This is a genomic window from Flavobacterium limnosediminis JC2902 (assembly GCF_000498535.1).
Lineage (GTDB): Bacteria > Bacteroidota > Bacteroidia > Flavobacteriales > Flavobacteriaceae > Flavobacterium > Flavobacterium limnosediminis.
In genome coordinates, this window is the sequence record NZ_AVGG01000031.1 from 19,125 (window position 1) to 39,111 (window position 19,987).

19 protein-coding genes and 1 other RNA gene are annotated in these 19,987 nt (G+C 36.3%); 6 read left to right on the forward strand and 14 right to left on the reverse strand.

From position 1 onward, the window contains the following. Positions 1-28 precede the first annotated feature (28 nt). Positions 29-760 carry a hypothetical protein gene (locus FLJC2902T_RS15965; RefSeq protein WP_023580638.1) on the forward strand — a complete coding sequence of 244 codons (732 nt, stop codon included), beginning with the start codon at positions 29-31 and terminating at the stop codon, positions 758-760. Positions 761-902: 142 nt separating this feature from the next. Here FLJC2902T_RS15965 and fsa read toward each other — a convergent pair whose 3' ends face one another. From fsa to ffs, 5 genes are all read right to left on the reverse strand, one after another. Beyond that, positions 903-1,559: a fructose-6-phosphate aldolase gene (fsa, locus tag FLJC2902T_RS14960; RefSeq protein WP_023580639.1), complete on the reverse strand. Its 657-nt coding sequence runs from the start codon at positions 1,557-1,559 to the stop codon at positions 903-905. A 178-nt stretch (positions 1,560-1,737) separates the two neighbouring features. Next, positions 1,738-2,442, reverse strand: coding sequence for a hypothetical protein (locus FLJC2902T_RS14965; protein WP_035679143.1), 705 nt, complete (start codon positions 2,440-2,442; stop codon positions 1,738-1,740). Then, positions 2,442-3,248 carry an SDR family oxidoreductase gene (locus FLJC2902T_RS14970; protein ID WP_023580641.1) on the reverse strand — a complete coding sequence of 269 codons (807 nt, stop codon included), beginning with the start codon at positions 3,246-3,248 and terminating at the stop codon, positions 2,442-2,444. The genes FLJC2902T_RS14965 and FLJC2902T_RS14970 overlap by 1 nt, the downstream gene beginning before the upstream one ends. Before the next feature lie 85 nt (positions 3,249-3,333). Then, complete coding sequence (locus FLJC2902T_RS14975) at positions 3,334-4,332, reverse strand: enolase C-terminal domain-like protein (protein WP_023580642.1); 999 nt, start codon at positions 4,330-4,332, stop codon at positions 3,334-3,336. A 69-nt stretch (positions 4,333-4,401) separates the two neighbouring features. Then, positions 4,402-4,500, reverse strand: an RNA gene (gene ffs / locus FLJC2902T_RS16100) — signal recognition particle sRNA small type. An 88-nt stretch (positions 4,501-4,588) separates the two neighbouring features. Here ffs and FLJC2902T_RS14985 point away from each other — a divergent pair. Then, positions 4,589-5,668, forward strand: coding sequence for a glutaminyl-peptide cyclotransferase (locus FLJC2902T_RS14985; protein WP_035679159.1), 1,080 nt, complete (start codon positions 4,589-4,591; stop codon positions 5,666-5,668). 63 nt (positions 5,669-5,731) lie between these two features. Here the strand turns inward: FLJC2902T_RS14985 and holA are convergent, their stop codons facing one another. After that, positions 5,732-6,736, reverse strand: coding sequence for a DNA polymerase III subunit delta (holA, locus tag FLJC2902T_RS14990; protein WP_023580644.1), 1,005 nt, complete (start codon positions 6,734-6,736; stop codon positions 5,732-5,734). Between the two features lie 46 nt (positions 6,737-6,782). Here holA and FLJC2902T_RS14995 point away from each other — a divergent pair, with 46 nt between their 5' ends. The 3 genes from FLJC2902T_RS14995 to FLJC2902T_RS15005 all read left to right on the forward strand — a co-directional run bounded on the left by FLJC2902T_RS14995 (position 6,783) and on the right by FLJC2902T_RS15005 (position 9,158). Beyond that, positions 6,783-7,232, forward strand: coding sequence for a type I restriction enzyme HsdR N-terminal domain-containing protein (locus tag FLJC2902T_RS14995; protein WP_023580645.1), 450 nt, complete (start codon positions 6,783-6,785; stop codon positions 7,230-7,232). 19 nt (positions 7,233-7,251) lie between these two features. Further along, positions 7,252-8,247 carry a glycosyltransferase family 2 protein gene (locus FLJC2902T_RS15000; RefSeq protein WP_023580646.1) on the forward strand — a complete coding sequence of 332 codons (996 nt, stop codon included), beginning with the start codon at positions 7,252-7,254 and terminating at the stop codon, positions 8,245-8,247. Positions 8,248-8,324: 77 nt separating this feature from the next. Beyond that, on the forward strand, positions 8,325-9,158 hold the full coding sequence (locus FLJC2902T_RS15005; protein ID WP_023580647.1) for an OmpA/MotB family protein: 834 nt from the start codon (positions 8,325-8,327) through the stop codon (positions 9,156-9,158). Positions 9,159-9,228: 70 nt separating this feature from the next. On the opposite strand, the gene FLJC2902T_RS15010 is transcribed toward FLJC2902T_RS15005, so the two are convergent. The 6 genes from FLJC2902T_RS15010 to FLJC2902T_RS15035 form a co-directional block, all read right to left on the reverse strand. Beyond that, the gene (locus FLJC2902T_RS15010; RefSeq protein WP_023580648.1) at positions 9,229-9,933 is read right to left on the reverse strand and encodes a LytR/AlgR family response regulator transcription factor; all 705 of its coding nucleotides are present in this window, start codon (positions 9,931-9,933) and stop codon (positions 9,229-9,231) included. A 4-nt stretch (positions 9,934-9,937) separates the two neighbouring features. Then, complete coding sequence (locus FLJC2902T_RS15015) at positions 9,938-11,338, reverse strand: sensor histidine kinase (protein ID WP_162147696.1); 1,401 nt, start codon at positions 11,336-11,338, stop codon at positions 9,938-9,940. Positions 11,339-11,411: 73 nt separating this feature from the next. Further along, a complete protein-coding gene (locus FLJC2902T_RS15020; RefSeq protein WP_023580650.1) occupies positions 11,412-12,032 on the reverse strand; it encodes an L-threonylcarbamoyladenylate synthase in 621 nt (206 codons plus the stop codon). Positions 12,033-12,141: 109 nt separating this feature from the next. Beyond that, complete coding sequence (locus FLJC2902T_RS15025; RefSeq protein WP_035679148.1) at positions 12,142-14,472, reverse strand: ATP-dependent helicase; 2,331 nt, start codon at positions 14,470-14,472, stop codon at positions 12,142-12,144. A 117-nt stretch (positions 14,473-14,589) separates the two neighbouring features. Continuing rightward, the gene (locus FLJC2902T_RS15030) at positions 14,590-15,762 is read right to left on the reverse strand and encodes a carboxypeptidase-like regulatory domain-containing protein (RefSeq protein ID WP_023580652.1); all 1,173 of its coding nucleotides are present in this window, start codon (positions 15,760-15,762) and stop codon (positions 14,590-14,592) included. Positions 15,763-15,858: 96 nt separating this feature from the next. Beyond that, complete coding sequence (locus FLJC2902T_RS15035) at positions 15,859-17,031, reverse strand: carboxypeptidase-like regulatory domain-containing protein (RefSeq protein ID WP_023580653.1); 1,173 nt, start codon at positions 17,029-17,031, stop codon at positions 15,859-15,861. A gap of 96 nt (positions 17,032-17,127) precedes the next feature. Here FLJC2902T_RS15035 and FLJC2902T_RS15040 point away from each other — a divergent pair, with 96 nt between their 5' ends. After that, positions 17,128-17,646 (forward strand): DUF7935 family protein, encoded by a 519-nt coding sequence (locus tag FLJC2902T_RS15040; RefSeq protein ID WP_023580654.1) that lies wholly within the window; start codon positions 17,128-17,130, stop codon positions 17,644-17,646. A gap of 38 nt (positions 17,647-17,684) precedes the next feature. Here FLJC2902T_RS15040 and FLJC2902T_RS16290 read toward each other — a convergent pair whose 3' ends face one another. Next, positions 17,685-17,822 (reverse strand): hypothetical protein, encoded by a 138-nt coding sequence (locus FLJC2902T_RS16290; RefSeq protein ID WP_023580655.1) that lies wholly within the window; start codon positions 17,820-17,822, stop codon positions 17,685-17,687. 61 nt (positions 17,823-17,883) lie between these two features. Then, positions 17,884-19,944: a M1 family metallopeptidase gene (locus FLJC2902T_RS15045; RefSeq protein ID WP_023580656.1), complete on the reverse strand. Its 2,061-nt coding sequence runs from the start codon at positions 19,942-19,944 to the stop codon at positions 17,884-17,886. Positions 19,945-19,987: the final 43 nt, after the last annotated feature.

Below are 19,987 nucleotides of genomic sequence, written 5' to 3' on the forward strand. Positions count from 1 at the left end.
AAGAAAAATATCAACACATTAAAAAAGAATGAAAAAAATTTTATTTATAACTACAGTTATACTATTTACAAGTTGCGCAACAAGTATTTCAACTAAATTAGCAAATAAGAGTTATCAAAAACTCACTAATGATATACCGGTAATAGTTTTAGATAAAAATGAGGAATTACCAAGCGATTCAGAGTTTATTGGGGAAGTAAAAATTGGAGACTCCGGATTTTCAACAGATTGTGGTTACAATAAAGTAATATCAGATGTTACAAACGTCGCTAAAAATTCGGGAGCGAATGTTGTTAAAATAACAGAAATTAAAAAACCTAGTACTTTAGGGAGTACTTGTTATAGAATAAAAGCTAAGATCTACCGAAATCTAAATACCGAATCATTGTCAAAATTGGCCGAGAACAGAAATGCAAAAAACAAATCAAGACTTCCGGAAAACAGTGATTATGCCATAGTGCATTTTTACAGACCAAGTCTTGGTACTGGAGGATTATTAGGCTTTAAAATAAAAAATGCTAATGATTCGATCATCGGTAGATTAAGAAACGGAGAAAAATTCATATACAAGACAAAGGAGTTTGGAGAACAAAGTTTTTACGGAGCTCTTGAAACTAAAGAAGAAGTGAAAATAAATATTGAAAAAGGAAAAGAATATTTTGTAAGATGCGCGGTAACCATGGGAGTTGCCTTTGGAAGACCTGAAATAGATCTTATAGAAAATCATATTGGAATAGAAGAATACTCCGAAATGCGATAAACCCGGATCAACAGGTAATATCAACGAATGTTATGTTACATATCAATAAAAAACAAAAAAGGATTCAATAATTGAATCCTTTTTTGTTTTATACCAGAATAGCTAATCTGTCATTTACTTTTCGCATTCTGCCTTCTGAATACTACTTATTCCCCTTCTCGTAATCCGCAACAAACTGAGCAATCCCGATATCCGTTAAAGGGTGTTTCAACAAACCTAAGATAGATGATAGCGGCCCTGTCATTACATCCGCGCCGATTTTAGCACAATTTACAACATGCATCGTATGACGAACGGAAGCCGCTAAAATTTGGGTTTCGAAAGCATAGTTATCATAAATCTGACGGATTTCGTCGATTAAATTTAAACCATCTGTGGAAACATCATCCAAACGACCTAAAAACGGAGAAACATAAGTTGCACCTGCTTTAGCCGCCAAAATCGCCTGACCTGCAGAGAACACTAACGTTACGTTCGTTCTGATACCACGGTCTGAAAAATATTTACAAGCTTTGATACCTTCTTTTGTCATTGGCAACTTCACAACGATTTGCTCGTGTAATTCGGATAACTCCTCACCTTCCTTAATCATGCCTTCCAGATCAAGGGCATTTACTTCGGCACTAACATCACCTTCTACAATATTACAGATGTCTACATAATGCTTTAAAATATTGTTTTTTCCGGTAATTCCTTCTTTTGCCATTAACGACGGGTTAGTGGTAACACCATCTAAAACGCCCAATTCCTGTGCTTCTTTAATCTGCTCTAAATTGGCTGTGTCAATAAAAAATTTCATATTTTCCTGTTTTAAAATCGTTGTATTTATTATTTGGGCGTAACCCTCCTCCATACTTCCGGAGGGTCAGGCTTTCCGTTGCAATCTTTTTTGTTACAACATAAGGTTTAAATACACGTTAAACCTCAAACAAAAAAGGATTTCCACTTCAATCCTTTACGCAACTGCGAAATTACGACTAAAATTTAATTCTTGCCCCAATTGATAAATCTATTCTTGACAGACTCTCTTTCGAATCCCCGTCAAGTTTTATATTCTCATGAAATCCGTTAGGTCCGTCTATTTCAGCAGAACGTAACGTTCCCAAAAGTAATCCGACTCTTGGCCCAACAGAAAAACCATCGGAAATCCTAAAATGATAGCTACCTGATGTGTAAGCACCAAATGAAGCACCTGTAATTTTATAATCCCGAAGAATAACCGCTTTGTCTTTATAATGAATGTAACCCAAACTTAAATCAAAGTTGAATTCATCCCTGTTTGCCGTTTCTTTACAGTACAAATACGAAATTCCGTAAAAGGCTATCGTTATATTATTTGAATAATCACCATATCCCTCCTGTCCATTAGGTGCGTAAACATAAGCATCATCAACTACAATTCGTTTTTTAAAAGCATTGTGCTTGAAACCTATGAATGAGTTTTTATCTTCAATCAAGCGGAAATACAAACTCACATCATAACTAAATCCGGACTTAAGGCTCTTCGAATATTGTTTGTCCAGATAATCTTCACCGGAAAGTTCACCAATACGTTCAGCAAAACCGACATTAATATCTAAAAAAACACCTCGTTTCTTAAATGTTTTAAGTTCAGTGTTTTCCTGAGCATAAGTGAATACTGAACATAACAGAAACAACAGCGTACATAATTTTTTCATCATTATTTTAATTTATAATGGTTCATTAATAATTTCTCATACATTTTGTCCGGAAGAACTCGCTTCAGTACAATGGAAAACTTCTGCATAAAAGCGCCTACTTTATAATGTACGTTCGGGTTTGGTGTTTGAATAATGGCATATATTGCCAAGGCCATATCATCGGGATTGCTTCCGCTGTCTACGTGTTCGTCCATTGTCTTTAAGGTGTTTCCGTACGGAATCTCATAAGCCGAACCTTTCACCAACGGCGCATGATAACGGCCTGCCGCAATATTCGTCGCAAAATCTCCCGGAGCCACATTCGTAATATGAATTCCGAACGATTTGGTTTCCATTCGCAAGGCCTCGGTAATTAATTCTAAAGCTCCTTTCGATGCCGAATACACACTTCGATACGGCAATCCCATATAACCGGCAATTGAAGTTACGTTGATAATCAAACCTGATTTCTGACTGCGCATTTGCGGTAAAACGGCTTTCATCACTTCAATGGGACCGAAAAGATTGGTTTCGAAATTATTTCTGATTTCTTCGGCAGGAATTTCTTCAAGAGGTCCTGTAATTCCAACCCCGGCGTTGTTGATAACAATATCCAAGCCTCCGGATTTTGCAATCACTTCGGCCACGGCATTTTTAATGCTTTCCGTATTTCGGACATCCAAAGCGACCAATGGAAAAACTGAATTTTCAACACGTTCCGGATTTCGGCTCGTTCCGTAAACCACGAAACCTTTTTGATGCAGGTATTCACCAACAGATTTCCCTATTCCCGAAGAACCTCCGGTAATTAAAACAACTTTACTCATTTTTCAGATTATTCGATTATTTGATTTTTTCGGATAACAAAAAAATCGTCGCGAAAGTAAGAAAATTTTAGCTTTTTTTTTCAGATTAAATGATACTGATTCCCAATCCCGGTTTTTCCGAAAGATGAATGATACCATTTATCACACTGCTCCCTTTTGCAATATCATTGGCAATTAAATTAGCACCGTCCAAATCGGCAAAATCCGTTAAAGAAGCTAAGGCAGCTCCTGCAGCAATCCCAACTGTAGATTCGGTCATGCAACCAATCATTATTTTGAAATTTAAATCTCTGGCTTTTTTTATCAATTCCAATGCAGGTGTGAGTCCGCCACATTTTACCAGTTTGATATTGATGCTTCGGTAATGCGGCTGTAATGTCTTTAAATCGACGTTTTCCTGGCAATCTTCATCTGCCATCCAATTCGGATATTTGTCGGATTGCAATGATTTAAAGTTGTCTTCTCCGGGTTTGATCGGTTGTTCGACATAAGTGAAACCTTTTGTAGCTTCCAAATTTTCCAGCCAATGACAATCTTCTGCAGTATAACTTCCGTTAGCATCCAAAGCCACTTCTTTTCTCGTATGCAGAAGCATTTCAATTTCCTTCGCATCAAAACGATTGCATTTCACTTTGAATTTATTCCATGATGAACTTGCAATCTTATCCAGTTGTATTGCAATTGGCGCGGCACTTATAGTTATGGAAGATTCCGGAATTGTGTTTATCTGAATATTGTTTAATTCTGAAAAACTCTTGTTTTCCAATTTTCCGAACAAATCCCAATAGGCACAATCCAATGCAGAGCGAAGGAAACTCGGCAACTGTAATGAAGCCAAAAATTGGTAAAACTCGGCCGGGTGATTGATTTTTTCGGATTCAATTTTCTCTTTTATCTGATGCAGTTTGGTGTCGAAATCGGGTAAACTGATATTGTAGTAGTCTATTCCTGTACATTCTCCGTAACCTCTCTCGCCATAATCACTTAACTGAACAACGAGTGCTTCTCTGAAAGCATAATTACCGTAAGATATCGAGAAGGTTTCTTTAAGATTGAGTCGGACGATTTGCCAGGATAGCTTCATGTGATGGATTGTATGCCCTAAAAATAAAAAAATCTCCGCAAGGGAGATACATTTATTATAAAAAGAAAAAAAAGGCAAGCGACCTACATCGCACCGCTACAACCACATACCTTTGCTGCGTTCCCACCCTGGAGGAGTCTGCAGGAGCTGGTCGTGTAGGACTTGCCGGTGCAAATATACAACCTTTTTATTTTTTTGCAAGTCAATTCGGGATATAAAAATAAGATTGTATATTGCCTCTATCAATTTTAAAGCAATGAAAAAACATAACCTATTAGCATTCATTTTATTAGGAACAGTACTTGTTTCCTGCAACAGCGATAAAAAAGCTACAGAAAATTTATTTTCTTTCGATTCTGCCCAGTTTAAAGAGCAATATCAGCCTCAGGAATCCCTTTCCTTGGCCTTAAAAAATCCGGAAAACAAAAAAATCGACTCCATTATTTATTATATCAATGACAAAAAGATAGGCGCTGTTAAAGGAAGTGATAAAATGAATTTCGCTTTCGCCGACCAGAAATTAGGTTACCAAAACATCAAAGCGCTGGTTTATTTTGAAGGTCAAAACACCGAAGTAACCTCAAGAGTGGAATTAGTTTCCAACATTCAGCCCAAAATATTGACATATACCATTGTAAATACTTACCCGCATGATTTAAAAGCCTATACGCAAGGATTAGAATTTTACCGTGATACTTTAATCGAAAGTACCGGAAACGGCACCGGAAACGGCACCGGATTAAAAGGGATTTCATCCCTACGCAAAACCGATTACAAAACCGGAAAAGTATACAAAACTGTTGAACTTCCGGAAAGTGTATTTGGTGAAGGGTGCACTATTTTAAACAACAAAGTATATCAGATTACTTGGAAGAACGGAGAAGCTTACGTATATAATGCCGACACATTCAAAAAAGAAAAAACATTCCCCTATTTCAAACCGGAAATGGATGGCTGGGGATTAACCAATGACGGTAAAAACCTTTTAATGTCGGACGGAACGGAAAAAATATGGTTTGTGAATCCGGCCGATTTCAAAGAAGTGGATTATATCAATGTGTATACTGCCAATTCAAAAATCAAAGCCGTAAATGAAATGGAATGGATTGACGGTAAAATCTACGCTAATATCTACACCATGGACGCCATCGCAATTATCAACCCGAAAAACGGAGCCATAGAAGCAGTTATTAACTTAGGAGATTTAAAAGCTAAAGTGACGCAGCATCCCGACATTGACGTTTTAAACGGAATCGCTTACAACCCAAAAACGAAAACCATTTTTGTTACCGGAAAAAACTGGGACAAAATGTTTGAGATAAAGATTACGGAGTAATCTATTTGCTCAACATAAAAAAGTCCCGTCATTACAACGGGACTTTTTTATATGATATAAAATCTAATTAAAAATTTTCACCAACATCTCTTTCAGTAAATCGTGTTGCGGCATGTTGTTCGCTCCCACTCCTTTACTTTTCACATCAATATCGCGAAGTGTACTCACAATGGCACTCACCTTTTTCATTGGATAATTCTTTAGCGCCACATCATAATCTTTCAGGAAATACGGATTCACTTTTATCACCTTAGCCACATTCGATGGGCTTTTATCTTTTAATCCGTGGTATTGCAAAAGTTGTGAAAAGAAACCGAACACTAATCCTACAGTCAGTACAATTGGGTTATCCTTTGGATTCTGAGCAAAATAATCAGCAATCTGATAAGCTTTCAGTTGGTTTCGTTCCCCAATCGCCTTACGTAATTCAAACGGGTTAAAATCTTTACTGAAACCGATATTTTCTTCAATAATTGCAGGTGTAATTGTTTCACCGGGTTTTAATATAATCGCCAATTTATCAATTTCATTGGCTATCCGACTCAAATCGGTTCCCAGAAAATCAACGAACATTGCTACAGCTTTCGGCTCAATGTTAAGTTTTTTTCCAGCTAAAACGCGTTTCATCCAATCACCTACCTGATTTTCGTACAGCTTCTTACTTTCAAAAACAACTCCGTGCTTAGCAAGGGTTTTAGTTACTTTCTTGCGTTTGTCTAAAGTCTTGTATTTATAACAGATTACCAAAACCGTTGTGGGCTGTGGATTTTCCGCATAAGCGTCAAGTTTTTCTATGGTTCGGGCCAATTCCTGTGCTTCTTTTACAATCACCACCTGACGGTCGGCCATCATCGGAAAACGTTTGGCATTCCCAACAACGTCTTCAATCGTAACATCTCGTCCGTACAACACCGTTTGATTAAAATCGCGCTCGTGTTCCTGTAAAATATTCTGTTCGATATATTCCGCCAATTTATCAATATAATACGGCTCCTCGCCCATTAAAAAATAAATTGGTTTAATGTTTCCGGCTTGTATTTCTTTGATGATTCTTAAAACTTCGTCCAAAATGCTTTGATTTGGTTATTTGGTTATTTGATAATAGCTTTGTCAAATGCAAAAACTGAATTTTCCTGCTTATACGTTTCGGTTCAAAAATAGTGAAAATAAACTCGCTGTGTTTGATGAAATCCGTAAAAAATTTGTGGCCCTCACTCCGGAAGAATGGGTACGTCAACATGTAGTTCAATTTTTGATGCAGCATAAAAACTATCCTAAATCGTATATAAATGTGGAGAAATCCATTAAAATTAACGGTTTAACCAAACGCTATGATGCTGTTGTATTTCAGCCTGATGGAAAAATATTTTTATTGGTCGAATGTAAAGCTCCCGAAGTACCTATTTCCCAACAGACTTTTGATCAGATTGCCCGGTATAACATGATATTGGAAGCAAAATATTTAATGGTGACAAACGGACTAAATCATTATTTTTGCAGTATGGATTTTGAAAACGAACAATATCAGTTTCTTCGTGAGTTACCTGATTTCATAACCCAATAATCAAATCCGCAATCAACCTTTGAAAAAAGCAGCAGTAGTTATCCTCAACTGGAACGGCGTTAAATTATTAGAGCAGTTTTTACCGTCTGTCATCCAGTTTTCCCCTGAAGCAAAGATTTATGTAGCCGATAATGCTTCGACGGACGCTTCTGTAACATTTGTGAAAGCCAATTTCCCTTCGGTTACCATTATCGAAAACAAGTCGAATTTTGGTTTTGCACAGGGATATAACGAGGCGCTACAGTTTGTTGAGGAAGATATCTATGCTTTGGTAAATTCTGATATTGAAGTGACCGAAAATTGGTTACAGCCGATTATCAACTTATTTGAAAACGAACCAAGTACAGCGATTATTCAGCCTAAATTATTGGATTTTAAAAACAAAGCGTATTTCGAATATGCGGGTGCCGGTGGCGGTTTCATCGATAAGTACGGTTTTCCTTATTGTCGCGGACGTATTTTCGAAACACTGGAAAAAGATAACGGCCAATACAATGACACAACCGAAATCTTTTGGGCGTCCGGTGCCTGTTTTTTTATCCGAAAGGACATTTACAGGGAATTAAATGGTTTTGATGCCGATTTTTTTGCCCATCAGGAAGAAATTGATTTGTGTTGGCGTGCTTTTAACAAAGGTCATAAAATCAAATACTGCGGATCGTCAACGGTCTATCATGTTGGTGGCGCCACGTTGGAAGCCGGAAGTCCGAGGAAAACGTTCCTTAATTTCCGGAACTCAGTTTGGATGATGCTTAAAAATCTTCCTGCTTCGCAATTGTTTTCGGTGCTTTTCATACGTATGTGCCTAGACGGAATTGCTGGTGTACAGTTCTTACTTCAAGGAAAACCGAAACATTTATGGGCAGTTTTATGTGCGCATTATTACTTTTACACCCACATGCTCAGGTTTTTAAGGAAACGGGACGCCTTTCAGTCTAAACAATATTATAAAATAAAATCAGTTGTTTATCGTTACTTCTTTAAAAACGGTAAGGTTTTTGATGTTAATTTTTAACATTAGTTTATCGTTTTAAATTTTTGAGTCCATTACGGAACTCAGTAACTTTGTAAATATCATAAAAATCATTAATCATGAGGAAACTATTCATTTTACTTTCTGTGGCAGCAATTTCTCTTACTTCGTGCGGAACTAAGAAGAAAATAGCCGAATTAGAAGCCAGAAACAAAGAAATTCAGGATTTATTAAATACCTGCACCGTTAAACTGAATAGCTGTTTAACTGAAAAAGACGCCTTAAGCAGTCAGAACGAATATTTAAAGAAGAACAATACCGATTTGATCAACAGTTCAAAAGAAATGACTGTTTTAACTACGAAAGGTGCTCAGAATCTTGAGAAATCATTGGAAAGTTTAAAAGAAAAAGATCTGAAAATTTCACGTCTTCAGGATGCTTTGACTAAAAAAGACAGTGTTACATTAGCATTGGTTACAAGCTTAAAACGCGAAGTGGGCATAGACGATCCGGATATCAATATTAATGTGGAAAAAGGAGTTGTGATGATTTCCATTGCGGATAACCTATTATTCAAATCAGGAAGTTATGAAGTGAGTGACAGAGCCAAAGGTGTTTTGAGCAAAGTTGCCAAAGTAATCAACAGCAAACCCGATTTCGAATGTATGGTAGAAGGTCATACCGATAACGTGCCGATTAAAAACGCGGTATTGTTAGACAACTGGGATTTATCGGTAAAAAGAGCAACTTCTATCGTAAGAGTTTTAAATAAAGATTTGGGAGTGAATCCGAAACAATTAATCCCGGCCGGAAGAAGTTCTTACATTCCTTTAGTGGAAAATGACAGTCCTGCTAACAGAGCGAAAAACAGACGTACAAGAATTATCATCATGCCGAAAATCGATCAGTTTTACGACATGCTTGAGAAGGAAATGAAAACTTTAAGCAAGTAATTTAGACTTCTTAGATTTTTAGACTTCTTAGATTTAAAAAAACGCCTTGATAAATTTTCAAGGCGTTTTTTTATTGATACCATTCCTTAAAACCGGTTTGTCGTTTTCTGCTGATTTTTAAATCTAAATCAAAATCGTTTTCAGTTGTAACGATTTTTTGGTTTTTCACCGCTTCTATAAAACTCCGGTTGATAATTACACTTCTGTTAATTCTATGGAATTCTCTAGGATTCAATTCACTTTCCAGTTTCTCTAATGATTTTGAAATAGTGTAGCTTCTATTATCCTTTGAAAGAATGAAAGTAGAATTATCCGCACTGTAAAAACCAATAATAGCAGCGGTTTCTATTTTCTTAACCGTATTACCAAAACTTATCATGAAATAACTTTTACTTGCTGCTTTCGGTTCGTCATTGATGAAAATGGATTCATAATAGGCTAAAGTGTCTAATAAAACATCCAGTTTCTTTTCATCGACAGGTTTCAAGAGATAGGCTATTCCTTTATTTTCAAAGGCTTTCAACGCGAACTCATCATAAGCGGTGGTGAATACGATTTTGGATTGGATTTTTACTTTATCGAAAATTGAAAAAGCATCGCCGTCGGAAAGTTTGATATCCATGAAAACCACTTCGGGATGTGAATTTCTTTCAAACCAATGCACCGCCTTACGTACGGACTGAATATGAGTCACCACATCAAAACCTTTCGATTCCAATATTCTGCGCAAACGCACGGTAGCGGGAATTTCATCTTCAATGATTACTGCTGTCATACTCTTATTCCATTTTAAATAAAGGTAATTCTACAGAAAAAAATCGGGAATCTTCTTTTATTTTCACTTCGTTTTCAGTCAAATGTGAGTATCTTTTTCTGATATTTTCCAAGCCGAAACCGTTTGCAATCGCATTGTTGTTTTTTATGATTGAATTACGGGTAATCAGACTATCATCTTCTGCTTTAATAGAAATTTCCAGTATATTTTCATTATCTGAAACATTATGCTTAAAAATATTATCTATCAATTCCTGCAAACAGTTGGAAACCACGTAAAGTTTATTGGATGCATCTTTAGTAATTGTATAATTGATACCTTTTTCAAATTTGGCTTTATAGATGGCCAAATACTCTTCGATAAAATCCAATTCTTCATTTACCAGAACAAAATCATCCTCCTGCTTTTTAAGGTAATGACGGTATACACTGGATAAATGATGTCCGAACTCAATTGCTTTCTTTGGATTTGATTCAATAAAGGAAATTAATGTGTTAAGATTGTTGAAGAGAAAATGAGGATTGACCTGATTTTTTAATTCTAAATATTGGGCATCTTTCTGCTTAACAGTGTATTTTAATTTAGCTTTTTCTTTAAGTTGAGTACGATAATACAGAAAAGCATAAATGGAAAGCGAGCAAAATAAGCCAATAAGGTAAACAACCAGCATCGCACCGTAATGAATGTTAATCTTACTTATTGTAGAAGCTGAAATTGCTATTATCAAAAAGGTTATCAGTGTCGAAAATACCGAACTAAACAAAATAGTCAAAACAGCATTGAATCGAAGTCTCACCGAGAATCTTATTAAACTAAGGGAAAAAACAGGCATTAAAAAAAGGCATGTCAACATAAATCTATTGGCCCAAAGAGATCCTGTAAAATCTTCAAAACTCCTCAAACTGCTAAAACTCATCAACATGTATAAGACGAACTCGATTAGAATTACAACCATTACTAAAATAAAGTACTGCCATTTTTTATCCTCAAACTTTATCAGACTATCGCTTTTCCTGTTTAAAATAAATAGCACTAAATATTCTAAAAGGAAAATACAAAAACCCATTACAGCTTGCGATAAAGCAACAAGTAAATTAACATCAGGTTTGAAATAGAACTGGCAAAAACCCGCAAAAACAAAAACACTTAGAAAACTAAGTAAACCCGTGAGGAAAAATTTCTTTATAAAACTAAATTTTCGTTCATTGAAAAAATTGGAAACATAAACAGCATTAAACGAAACAATCGCAAAGAAAAATATTGAGAAGACTGTCGCATGAGTGTTTTTAATCTCACTTGGTCCACTATTTGTTAATAAAATAATTACCAGAATGATTATTAAGGGTAAAAGTGCAAGAATTAGAAATTTTCTTAATAAAGACATAGCGATAGATTTTAAATTCACTTCAAAACTATTTTTATTCGAGTGAACTTAAAAACAAAAAATTGTGAATGGTACTTTTTAACAAGTGAATGGTTTAAAGTACATCCAAACTTCCTTTTCCTTCACGAACAACCACCGGTTCGCCTTCGGATAAATCGATAATGGTTGAGGCATGATTATCTCCGTATCCGCCATCAATAACCAAATCGACTAGGTTTTGCCATTTCTCGAAGATTAATTCGGGATCGGTTGTGTATTCGATAACCTCATCTTCATCGTGAATCGAAGTGGAAACAATAGGATTTCCTAACTGACGTACGATTTCTAATGCGATTTCATTATCGGGTACACGAATACCAACGGTAGTTTTCTTTTTGAATTCTTTAGGCAGATTGTTGTTTCCCGGCAAAATGAAGGTGTACGGTCCCGGTAACGCTCTTTTAAGAATCTTAAATATGGAAGTATCAATCTGTCTCACATAATCGGAGATGTTGCTTAAATCGCTACATACGAAAGAGAAATTGGCCTTTTCCAACTTAATGCCTTTTATTTTAGCGATGCGCTCCAAGGCTTTGGTATTGGTGATATCACAACCTAATCCGTATACAGTATCGGTCGGATAGATAATCAGTCCGCCTTCTCTAAGTATTTTCACTACCCTTGCGATTTCTTTTTCACTTGGGTTTTCCGGGTATATTTTGATGAATTGAGCCATAGTATCTGTTTTTAAGAGAGAAAAGAATAAAGAAAAATAGAACATAAACTGTTTAGTTCTAAATCAATTCTCTATTTTCTATTCTCTATTTTCTATTCTCTATTTTTTTTTATCCTATTACCTCAAGTTTTGCAAATCGCAACAATAACTTCTTGATTCCGCCTACCTCAAATTTAATTTCCGCTTTTTTATCGGCGCCTACTCCTTCCAAATTCAGGATTTGACCTTTTCCGAAACGTTCGTGCATTACCACATTTCCAACTGCAAGATTATTATCAAACAAATTCGCGGAACCACTTGGTGCAGAACCCGAAACAGGTTTCAATTTACGAATATTTAAGTTAGGACTTGGCTCATTATTGGTACTATGTTTTGGTGGTGTTCCGGCAACAGGTTTCGCCAAACGTAATTTAGATTTATCCACATCACCAAAAATATCGGTATTAATCATCGGTTTGTAACGGTAATTCGTTTCTACCGGTGTTAAGTATTCGATGTATTGCGAATCGATTTCTTCTATAAAACGCGATGGTTCACTGTCAACCAGTTTTCCCCAACGGTAACGTGATTGGGCATATGTTAAATATGCCTGATGTTCCGCACGGGTTAAGGCTACATAGAACAATCGACGTTCTTCTTCGAGTTCGCTTCGGGTGTTCATACTCATCGCGCTCGGGAATAAGTCTTCTTCCATTCCAACGATAAAAACCGTTGGGAATTCCAAACCTTTCGCTAAGTGGATGGTCATTAATGCCACCCGGTCGTCATCACCGGTATCATTATCCAAATCGGTAGCCAAAGCGACATCTTCCAAAAATTCCGATAAAGCACCACGAGCACCGTCAACTTCCTTCTGGCCTTCGATGAAGTCTTTGATACCTCCCATTAAAACTTCTATGTTTTCAATGCGGGCTATACCTTCAGGAGTTCCGTCTTTCTTGAGTTCCTGGATCAATCCGGTTTTCTTGGTTACATGATCGGTCAAATAAAGCGCGTCCTGATTTTCGTTGATTATCTGGAAACTTTTTATCATCATTACAAAATCCTGTAACTTGTTTTTGGTTCCCGAATTCAGTTTCAAATCGATTTTTTCGATATGCTCCATCACTTCAAATATGGAACGCTTGTAATGATTGGCCGCAACCGTAAGTTTCTCGATGGTTGAATTCCCGATTCCTCTTGCCGGATAATTAATAACGCGTATCAGAGCTTCCTCGTCTTTCGGATTGATTACCAAACGAAGATAACACAACACGTCTTTGATTTCCTTACGTTGATAGAATGACAAACCTCCATAAATTCGGTACGGAATATCTCTTTTTCGCAAAGCATCTTCCATTGCGCGGGATTGTGCATTGGTACGATACAAAATTGCAAATTGCCCGTTCATCATCTGTTTTTGCATTTTCTCTTCAAAAATGGTAGCAGCAACGAAGCGCCCTTCTTCCCCATCGGTTAAACTACGGTGAATTTTAATCTTTGGTCCGAAATCATTGGCAGTCCAAACCACCTTATCCAACTTGGTTTTATTCTTGTCGATGATGGTATTGGCAGCCTCCACAATATTTTTAGTCGAACGGTAATTTTGCTCCAATCTGTAGGTTTGAACCCCTTCGTAATCTTTCTGGAAATTTAAAATATTATTGATGTTCGCTCCACGGAAGGCATAAATACTTTGCGCATCATCCCCTACCACACATATATTATGAAATCTGTCGGATAAAGCGCGAACAATAAGATACTGTGAATGGTTCGTATCCTGGTACTCATCCACTAATATATAACGGAAACGGTCCTGGTATTTGGACAATACTTCCGGAAAACGGTTCAGTAATTCATTGGTTTTCAATAACAAATCATCAAAATCCATGGCACCTGATTTGAAACAACGTTCCACATACTGTTGGTATATTTCACCCATACGCGGTTTTTTACTCATCGCATCGGCTTCCTGTAATTCGGGATTGTTGAAATAGGCTTTTACGGTAATTAAACTATTCTTATATGAAGAAATCCGGCCGAAAACCTGCTTCGGTTTGTAGATATCCTTGTCCAACTGCATTTCCTTAATAATCTGACCGATCAGACGTACGGAATCCTGAGCATCATAAATCGTGAAATTATTCGGATACCCCAGTTTGTCTGCTTCGATACGCAAAATCTTGGCAAAAACCGAGTGAAAGGTTCCCATCCATAGGTTTTTGGCTTCTGCACCTACAATATCCTGGATACGTTTTTTCATCTCACGTGCTGCCTTATTGGTAAACGTAAGCGATAAGATATTGAAGGCATCAACGCCCAAGTGAATCAGATTTGCAATACGAACTGTAAGCACACGGGTTTTTCCCGAACCGGCACCTGCAATCACTATCATTGGTCCGTCTTTTTGCAATACGGGTGCGCGTTGGGCATCGTTAAGCTGATTTATTATCTGTTGCATTTTATTGGAATCGCTGACTTGCAAAATAACTGTGTTTCTTAGTTTATGAATATATAATCCACAAAAATAAATATAAAAAAAAGACATTCAAGTTTTGAATGCCTTTAAGTGTGATTTTTATGATTTGGAAGCTAATTTTTCGATTATTTTTTCTTCTTCCGATGTTGGCGTCAAACCGGAATCGAATTCCCAATACTTGGTTTTGATGTTATTTTCATTACGTGCCAAAACAGGACTGTCCATAACCTCATTTTCATCATAGCTGAAATTCTCATCCTTATGTCCCTTTACCACCAAAGCATTGCTGGCTTCGAGATCAAAATTCTTCTTTTTATTCCAGGCCTTGAAATGAACATCCGCAAAGGTATTGGCTAGGAAATATCTGTCTTTTTCAAATTTAAAATTGGCCTTGAATTTGTGGCGCTTCAGCATAAATCTCATAATCAAAAAGTTCATCTCTTTTGAATACTGAAGGTGAGAATCGGCAATTTTATAATCTACCGAAAGGATCAGTTTTTGGGAACGGTTATACGCCACTTTGAAATTGTAAAGCAGTTTTTCAGCTTCTTTTTTTGGTGTGATATGAATGATGTAAATATTATCATCCGAAGGATTGCTTTTAATTTCGAAATCATAATCCTTCTCGCTTTTTTTGTTGCATAATTTTTTCAGATCGCTGAATTCATAAGTTTTTTCAACTATCTTGTCCAAATTAAAACCTATTAATTGTTCTGAAGCCTCGTCTTCGTTAAGTCCGTAGGATCTGTTTTGAATCGCAATCGCATCGATGTTAACTTTTTTTGCTTTTCCTTTGATATGCAAATCAACCAAACCATCTGTAAACCGTGAATATTTTCCCTGATTCTTAACGAATTCCCGACAATAGGTATTCAGATGAATTGGCATTGATAACCTTTTCGCGGAATTTTCAACTAAAGCGGCAAGTACTTGGTAAATAGGTGTTTTTGAAATGATTATTTCCTCCAGATTGGTTTCGTTTTCCTGCATTAAAAGGATATTGTCTCCCTGCTTCAAATCGTTGGAGGAAAGTGAAATGGCTTTATAAGTTAAATGCGTGATTATGATTTGGGAAGGTTGGTTTATCGAAAGTCTGAAAATCCCTTCATCATTACTGACAGCACCCTGATTGGAATTTACAACGCTGACCGAAGCCCCGGGAATAACCTCTTTTGTAGTTTCATTTTTAAGAATAACAGTAATATTCTTTTCCTGCCCAAAAGATGTCACAGTACAGACAAATGCCATCAGCATCAGCAAATATTTCTTCATAAGTAATATAATTAATTTCTTACGAAGAAATGAATTTTTAAAACAAAATCAAAGTGTTTTGTAATAAAAAAATCTGTTTTTTAACCGATAAACATATTACAGTTTGGAAGCTAAACTTTCAATGATTTGCTTTTCCTCTTCGGTAGGCGTTAATCCCGAATCAAATTCCCAGTAATTGGTGAGTATGGTGTTACTCTTGTTGAATAACGATTTCTCCTTATAAACATCGGATTTGTCATAAGGAACGGGTTGCGTACTGAAATTCGTGGTAACCAGATAGTTCTTAACTTCAATGCGTTCCTCTTCTTTTTTCTTATTGGTGGTTTTAAATCCGATTTCTTCTTTGGAATTAGCTAAGTAGTAGTTCTTTCCGTCATGTTTATAAGTGGCATTAAAAACTGAATTGAAAATTTTTCCTTTTATCACCAAAAAATCAGTTACGCCTTTATATTCATACCGCTCTGTAAGCACGGAAGAATTGATTTCGATGATGATATTTTTTTTATAATCATACACTACGAAAAAGTCGGGCAAATACCCATCGGTTTCAGGCAACGGTCTGATGTTCATAATGTAATAATCTTCATTATTAGGAAAGGTTTTAATTTCGTATTCGTATTTTTTCTTAGAATAAGCCTCAACAACCTTACTCAGGTATTTAAATTCGTAGTAGTTCCCTATAATATCGTTCAAGTTATACCCCAAAGTACTTTCATCCACAACATCATCAATAAGTCCGTAAAACCGGTTTTGTTCCACCAGTATATCTGTTTTGACATTGGTTGGCCTGCCTTGGATGTAAAAATTCAGAAGTCCGTCGTTAAATGAGGTGTACTTATCATTACGTTTAAAAAACTCGCGTACATAAATTTTAAGATTTACCGGAATCGTTAATTTATCACTCGAATTCTCCACCAGTTTCTTGAGAATTTCCTGCGGATGTTTTGTCGTAATGATAACCTCTTCCAGTGTTTTGGTGATGCGATCCATGTAAATTATGTTCTCCTTCAGTTTTAAGGAAGACGAATTAATCACAATAGTTTTATAAGATGTATGCGAAATCTGAATCTTGGATGGTTTATCAAGCGAGATTTTAAAAACACCTTCTTTATTACTCACAAGTCCCTGATTCGTATTGAGCACGGTAATGGAAGCGTCTTCAATCGGAAGATTGGTCTCATAATCTTTCAGGGCAACGGTAATTTCAACGTGTTGTGAAAAAACGTTTAAGTGCAACAGAAACACAAAAACAATCAGTAGCCGTTTCATAAATTTTCTTTTATATTAAAAAAATAAAGAAAAAGATTTCAGGGGGACATCCTAGAAATTCCAATATTCTTCTATTTTTGTAAAAATTAAACAAAAATGGATTATTCTAAATTAATTGACATCGCTGCTTATACATTACCCTCTCTTATAACCGGAGGTGTAGCCTATTATTTTTTTAATTCCTATTTAAAAAACGAAGAAGGACGAAGACGCTTTCTTCTGCATAAAGAATCACAAAAAACAGCTTTACCTTTGCGCCTGCAGGCTTATGAACGTATGGCTTTATTCCTTGAGCGCATTAACCCCGGAAAATTATTGGTTCGGGTTGCACCGCTTTCTACTGACAAAAACGATTATGAAGCGCTTTTAATCCGTCATATCGAACAGGAATTTGAACACAATTTAACACAACAGGTTTATATTTCGGATGAATGCTGGAATGTCGTTCTGACGGCAAAAAACACCATTATCCAAATAATCCGAAAAACAACGCTTCAAACTGAAAATGCGGACAAATTGCGCGAAACACTGCTAACAGACTTAATGGAAAAACAATCGCCAACCGTTTTAGCATTATCCTACATCAAAAATGAAATCACCGAAATTATCGGATAACAAAAAAAGCCTTGAAATATCAGGGCTTTTTTTATTCTTTATTTCTTTACAGCGTGAACCAATTCATTAATTGACTGCATTCCCTCATCATTTACAGCATAACTTTCGTCACGGTTACCACTGATTACAAAACCAAGCTCTGATACAATCCCAAAAATAATTTTCATCTTTTGCATAAAAATAACCTTTTGATATATATTAAAGATACTTATTTAATCAAAAGGTTGCGCTTGATTCTTACAATAATTTCTGAAGCTGAATTTTCTCATTCTCCGGTAACGTTGGCAACAATTCCCGAAAGTATTTTCTAAAAGTATCCTGTTTTAGCATTTCCCTGATTTTTTCACGACAGAACTTTGTAAACTGCCATTTATGATGGGTTAATCCGTTTACAAGATTGGGTAATACGTTTTTATCGGCTTTGTTTAAGAACAATAAATTTACAATGGCGTTTTGCCTTGTGTTGGCTTCAAAACTAGGTGTGCTGTAGGCTAATAATTCATCGTAGTAAACTATTTTATTTTCGTTCTGATAGTCTTTCGTCGCCAATGCTAATGTCAGCCACGCAATTCGAAGATTCTTATCGCTGAAACCAACCCAACCTGAAGTTTTCTCCAATAAAGCAAATCGTTCTTCCGGAAATTGAGCCATCAGGTTTTTCAGTGCTATTTCCCTTGTCAGATAGGAATTATCATTTAACAAAGTAGAGTACTCCGCTTTAAAATCGGTCGGAATCTGCTTCATCGTTACGGCAATGGCTTGTCTGACTTTGATGTTGTTTGTCTGCATTGCCTTTGTTAGCAAATCATTTTTCTCTTCGAACGGAACTTCCGTTAATTGATAAATAACTTCTTCTTTCATAGGATAAAATGCATCCGAATTTAAAATGCCTTCAAAATCGCTTTTCTTTTCTGAAAATGGCTTTTCCGTTTGCTCCACCAGACTGAGATAATCCGAAATGAATTTGTTTTTCTTTAAAATGTCCAACGCCTCATTTACCCGAAACCCAGGTGCTTCCAACCAATTCTTCTTAAAATTGTTGGTTTCAAATTTGGAAACCTTGTTAACCTCTGCCAGGAAATTATCGGTATTCACGTTTTTGAATCCGTATTTCTTCAAATAACGTTTGACAGCTTTTTTAAAATTCTTGTCTCCGATGTTTTTCCTTAAATAATGCAATGCCCAGGCTCCTTTCTGATAAAACGTCAGCGAACTTGCCTTTTCATTCATAAGCGGAATCGTGTCGGATTTTGAAGCGCGTTGTAAGGTTTCGGCCGTCTGATACAATTCGAAATTAAAATGATCTTCGCCAAAGAGTTCCTTCTCGGCCAATAAGGCGTAATAAGTCGCAAAACCTTCCTGCAACCAATGATGTTTTCCTGTCTGAGCCGTCACCATATCACCAAACCACTGATGCGCCAATTCGTGTGCATTGACATTGACATACGTTCGGTCATTGAATCCGATTTCATCCACCACAAAATCCTGAGCAAAAACGGTCGAAGTCGTATTCTCCATTCCGGCGTATAAAAAATCCATAACGGGAACCTGACGATACACTTCCCAAGGGTACTTCACTCCTATTTCGTGTTCAAAAAAATCGAATATCTCTTTTGAATATTTATAAGTCGATGCAAATTTATTCTTGTCTTCTTCCTTCAAATAAAATTCCAACGGGGTTCCGGATTTGGTTGTTTCGGTTTTCTTTACAAATTTTCCGATGGCGAGCATTACCAGATACGAACTCATCGGTTTTTGCATCTGATAATTCCAGGTTTTGATATTGCCTTTGTTATTATAACTGGTAGATTTCAGTACGCCGTTTGACAGCACTTCAAAATCATTTCTGTAATTGATGGACAGATTAAAAATTACCTTCTCGTTTACATCGTCAAAACTCGGCAACCAATGGCTTGTATATTTTCCCTGACCTTGTGTCCATATTTGTCCGGTCGAAGGATCTCCAACAAAATACATCGTTTGCTTCGGTTGTGCCGAATAGGAAAATTCCAGCTTGTTTTTTCCTTTTTTAAATCCTTCGAAAAGATTTAGTGTTTTCCCTGAATTTTTATACTGAACCGATTCTCCGTTGATTCTCACATCACTGAATTCCATTCGTATGGCATCAATCTTTATGGTATCTGTTTTGGATTTCACCACAAAATCATAGGTAACATTTCCGCTGATGGATTTTTCAATGGCGTTAGGTTTCAGATTGGCGTGAAGCGAAATAAAATCAACCTTTTCAGATTGTTGTGCGAAAGCGAATGAGGATAGAAACAATAAAAAATATTTCATGGTTTTAGTATAAGAAATCCAAAAATACAACGGAATTTCGGAC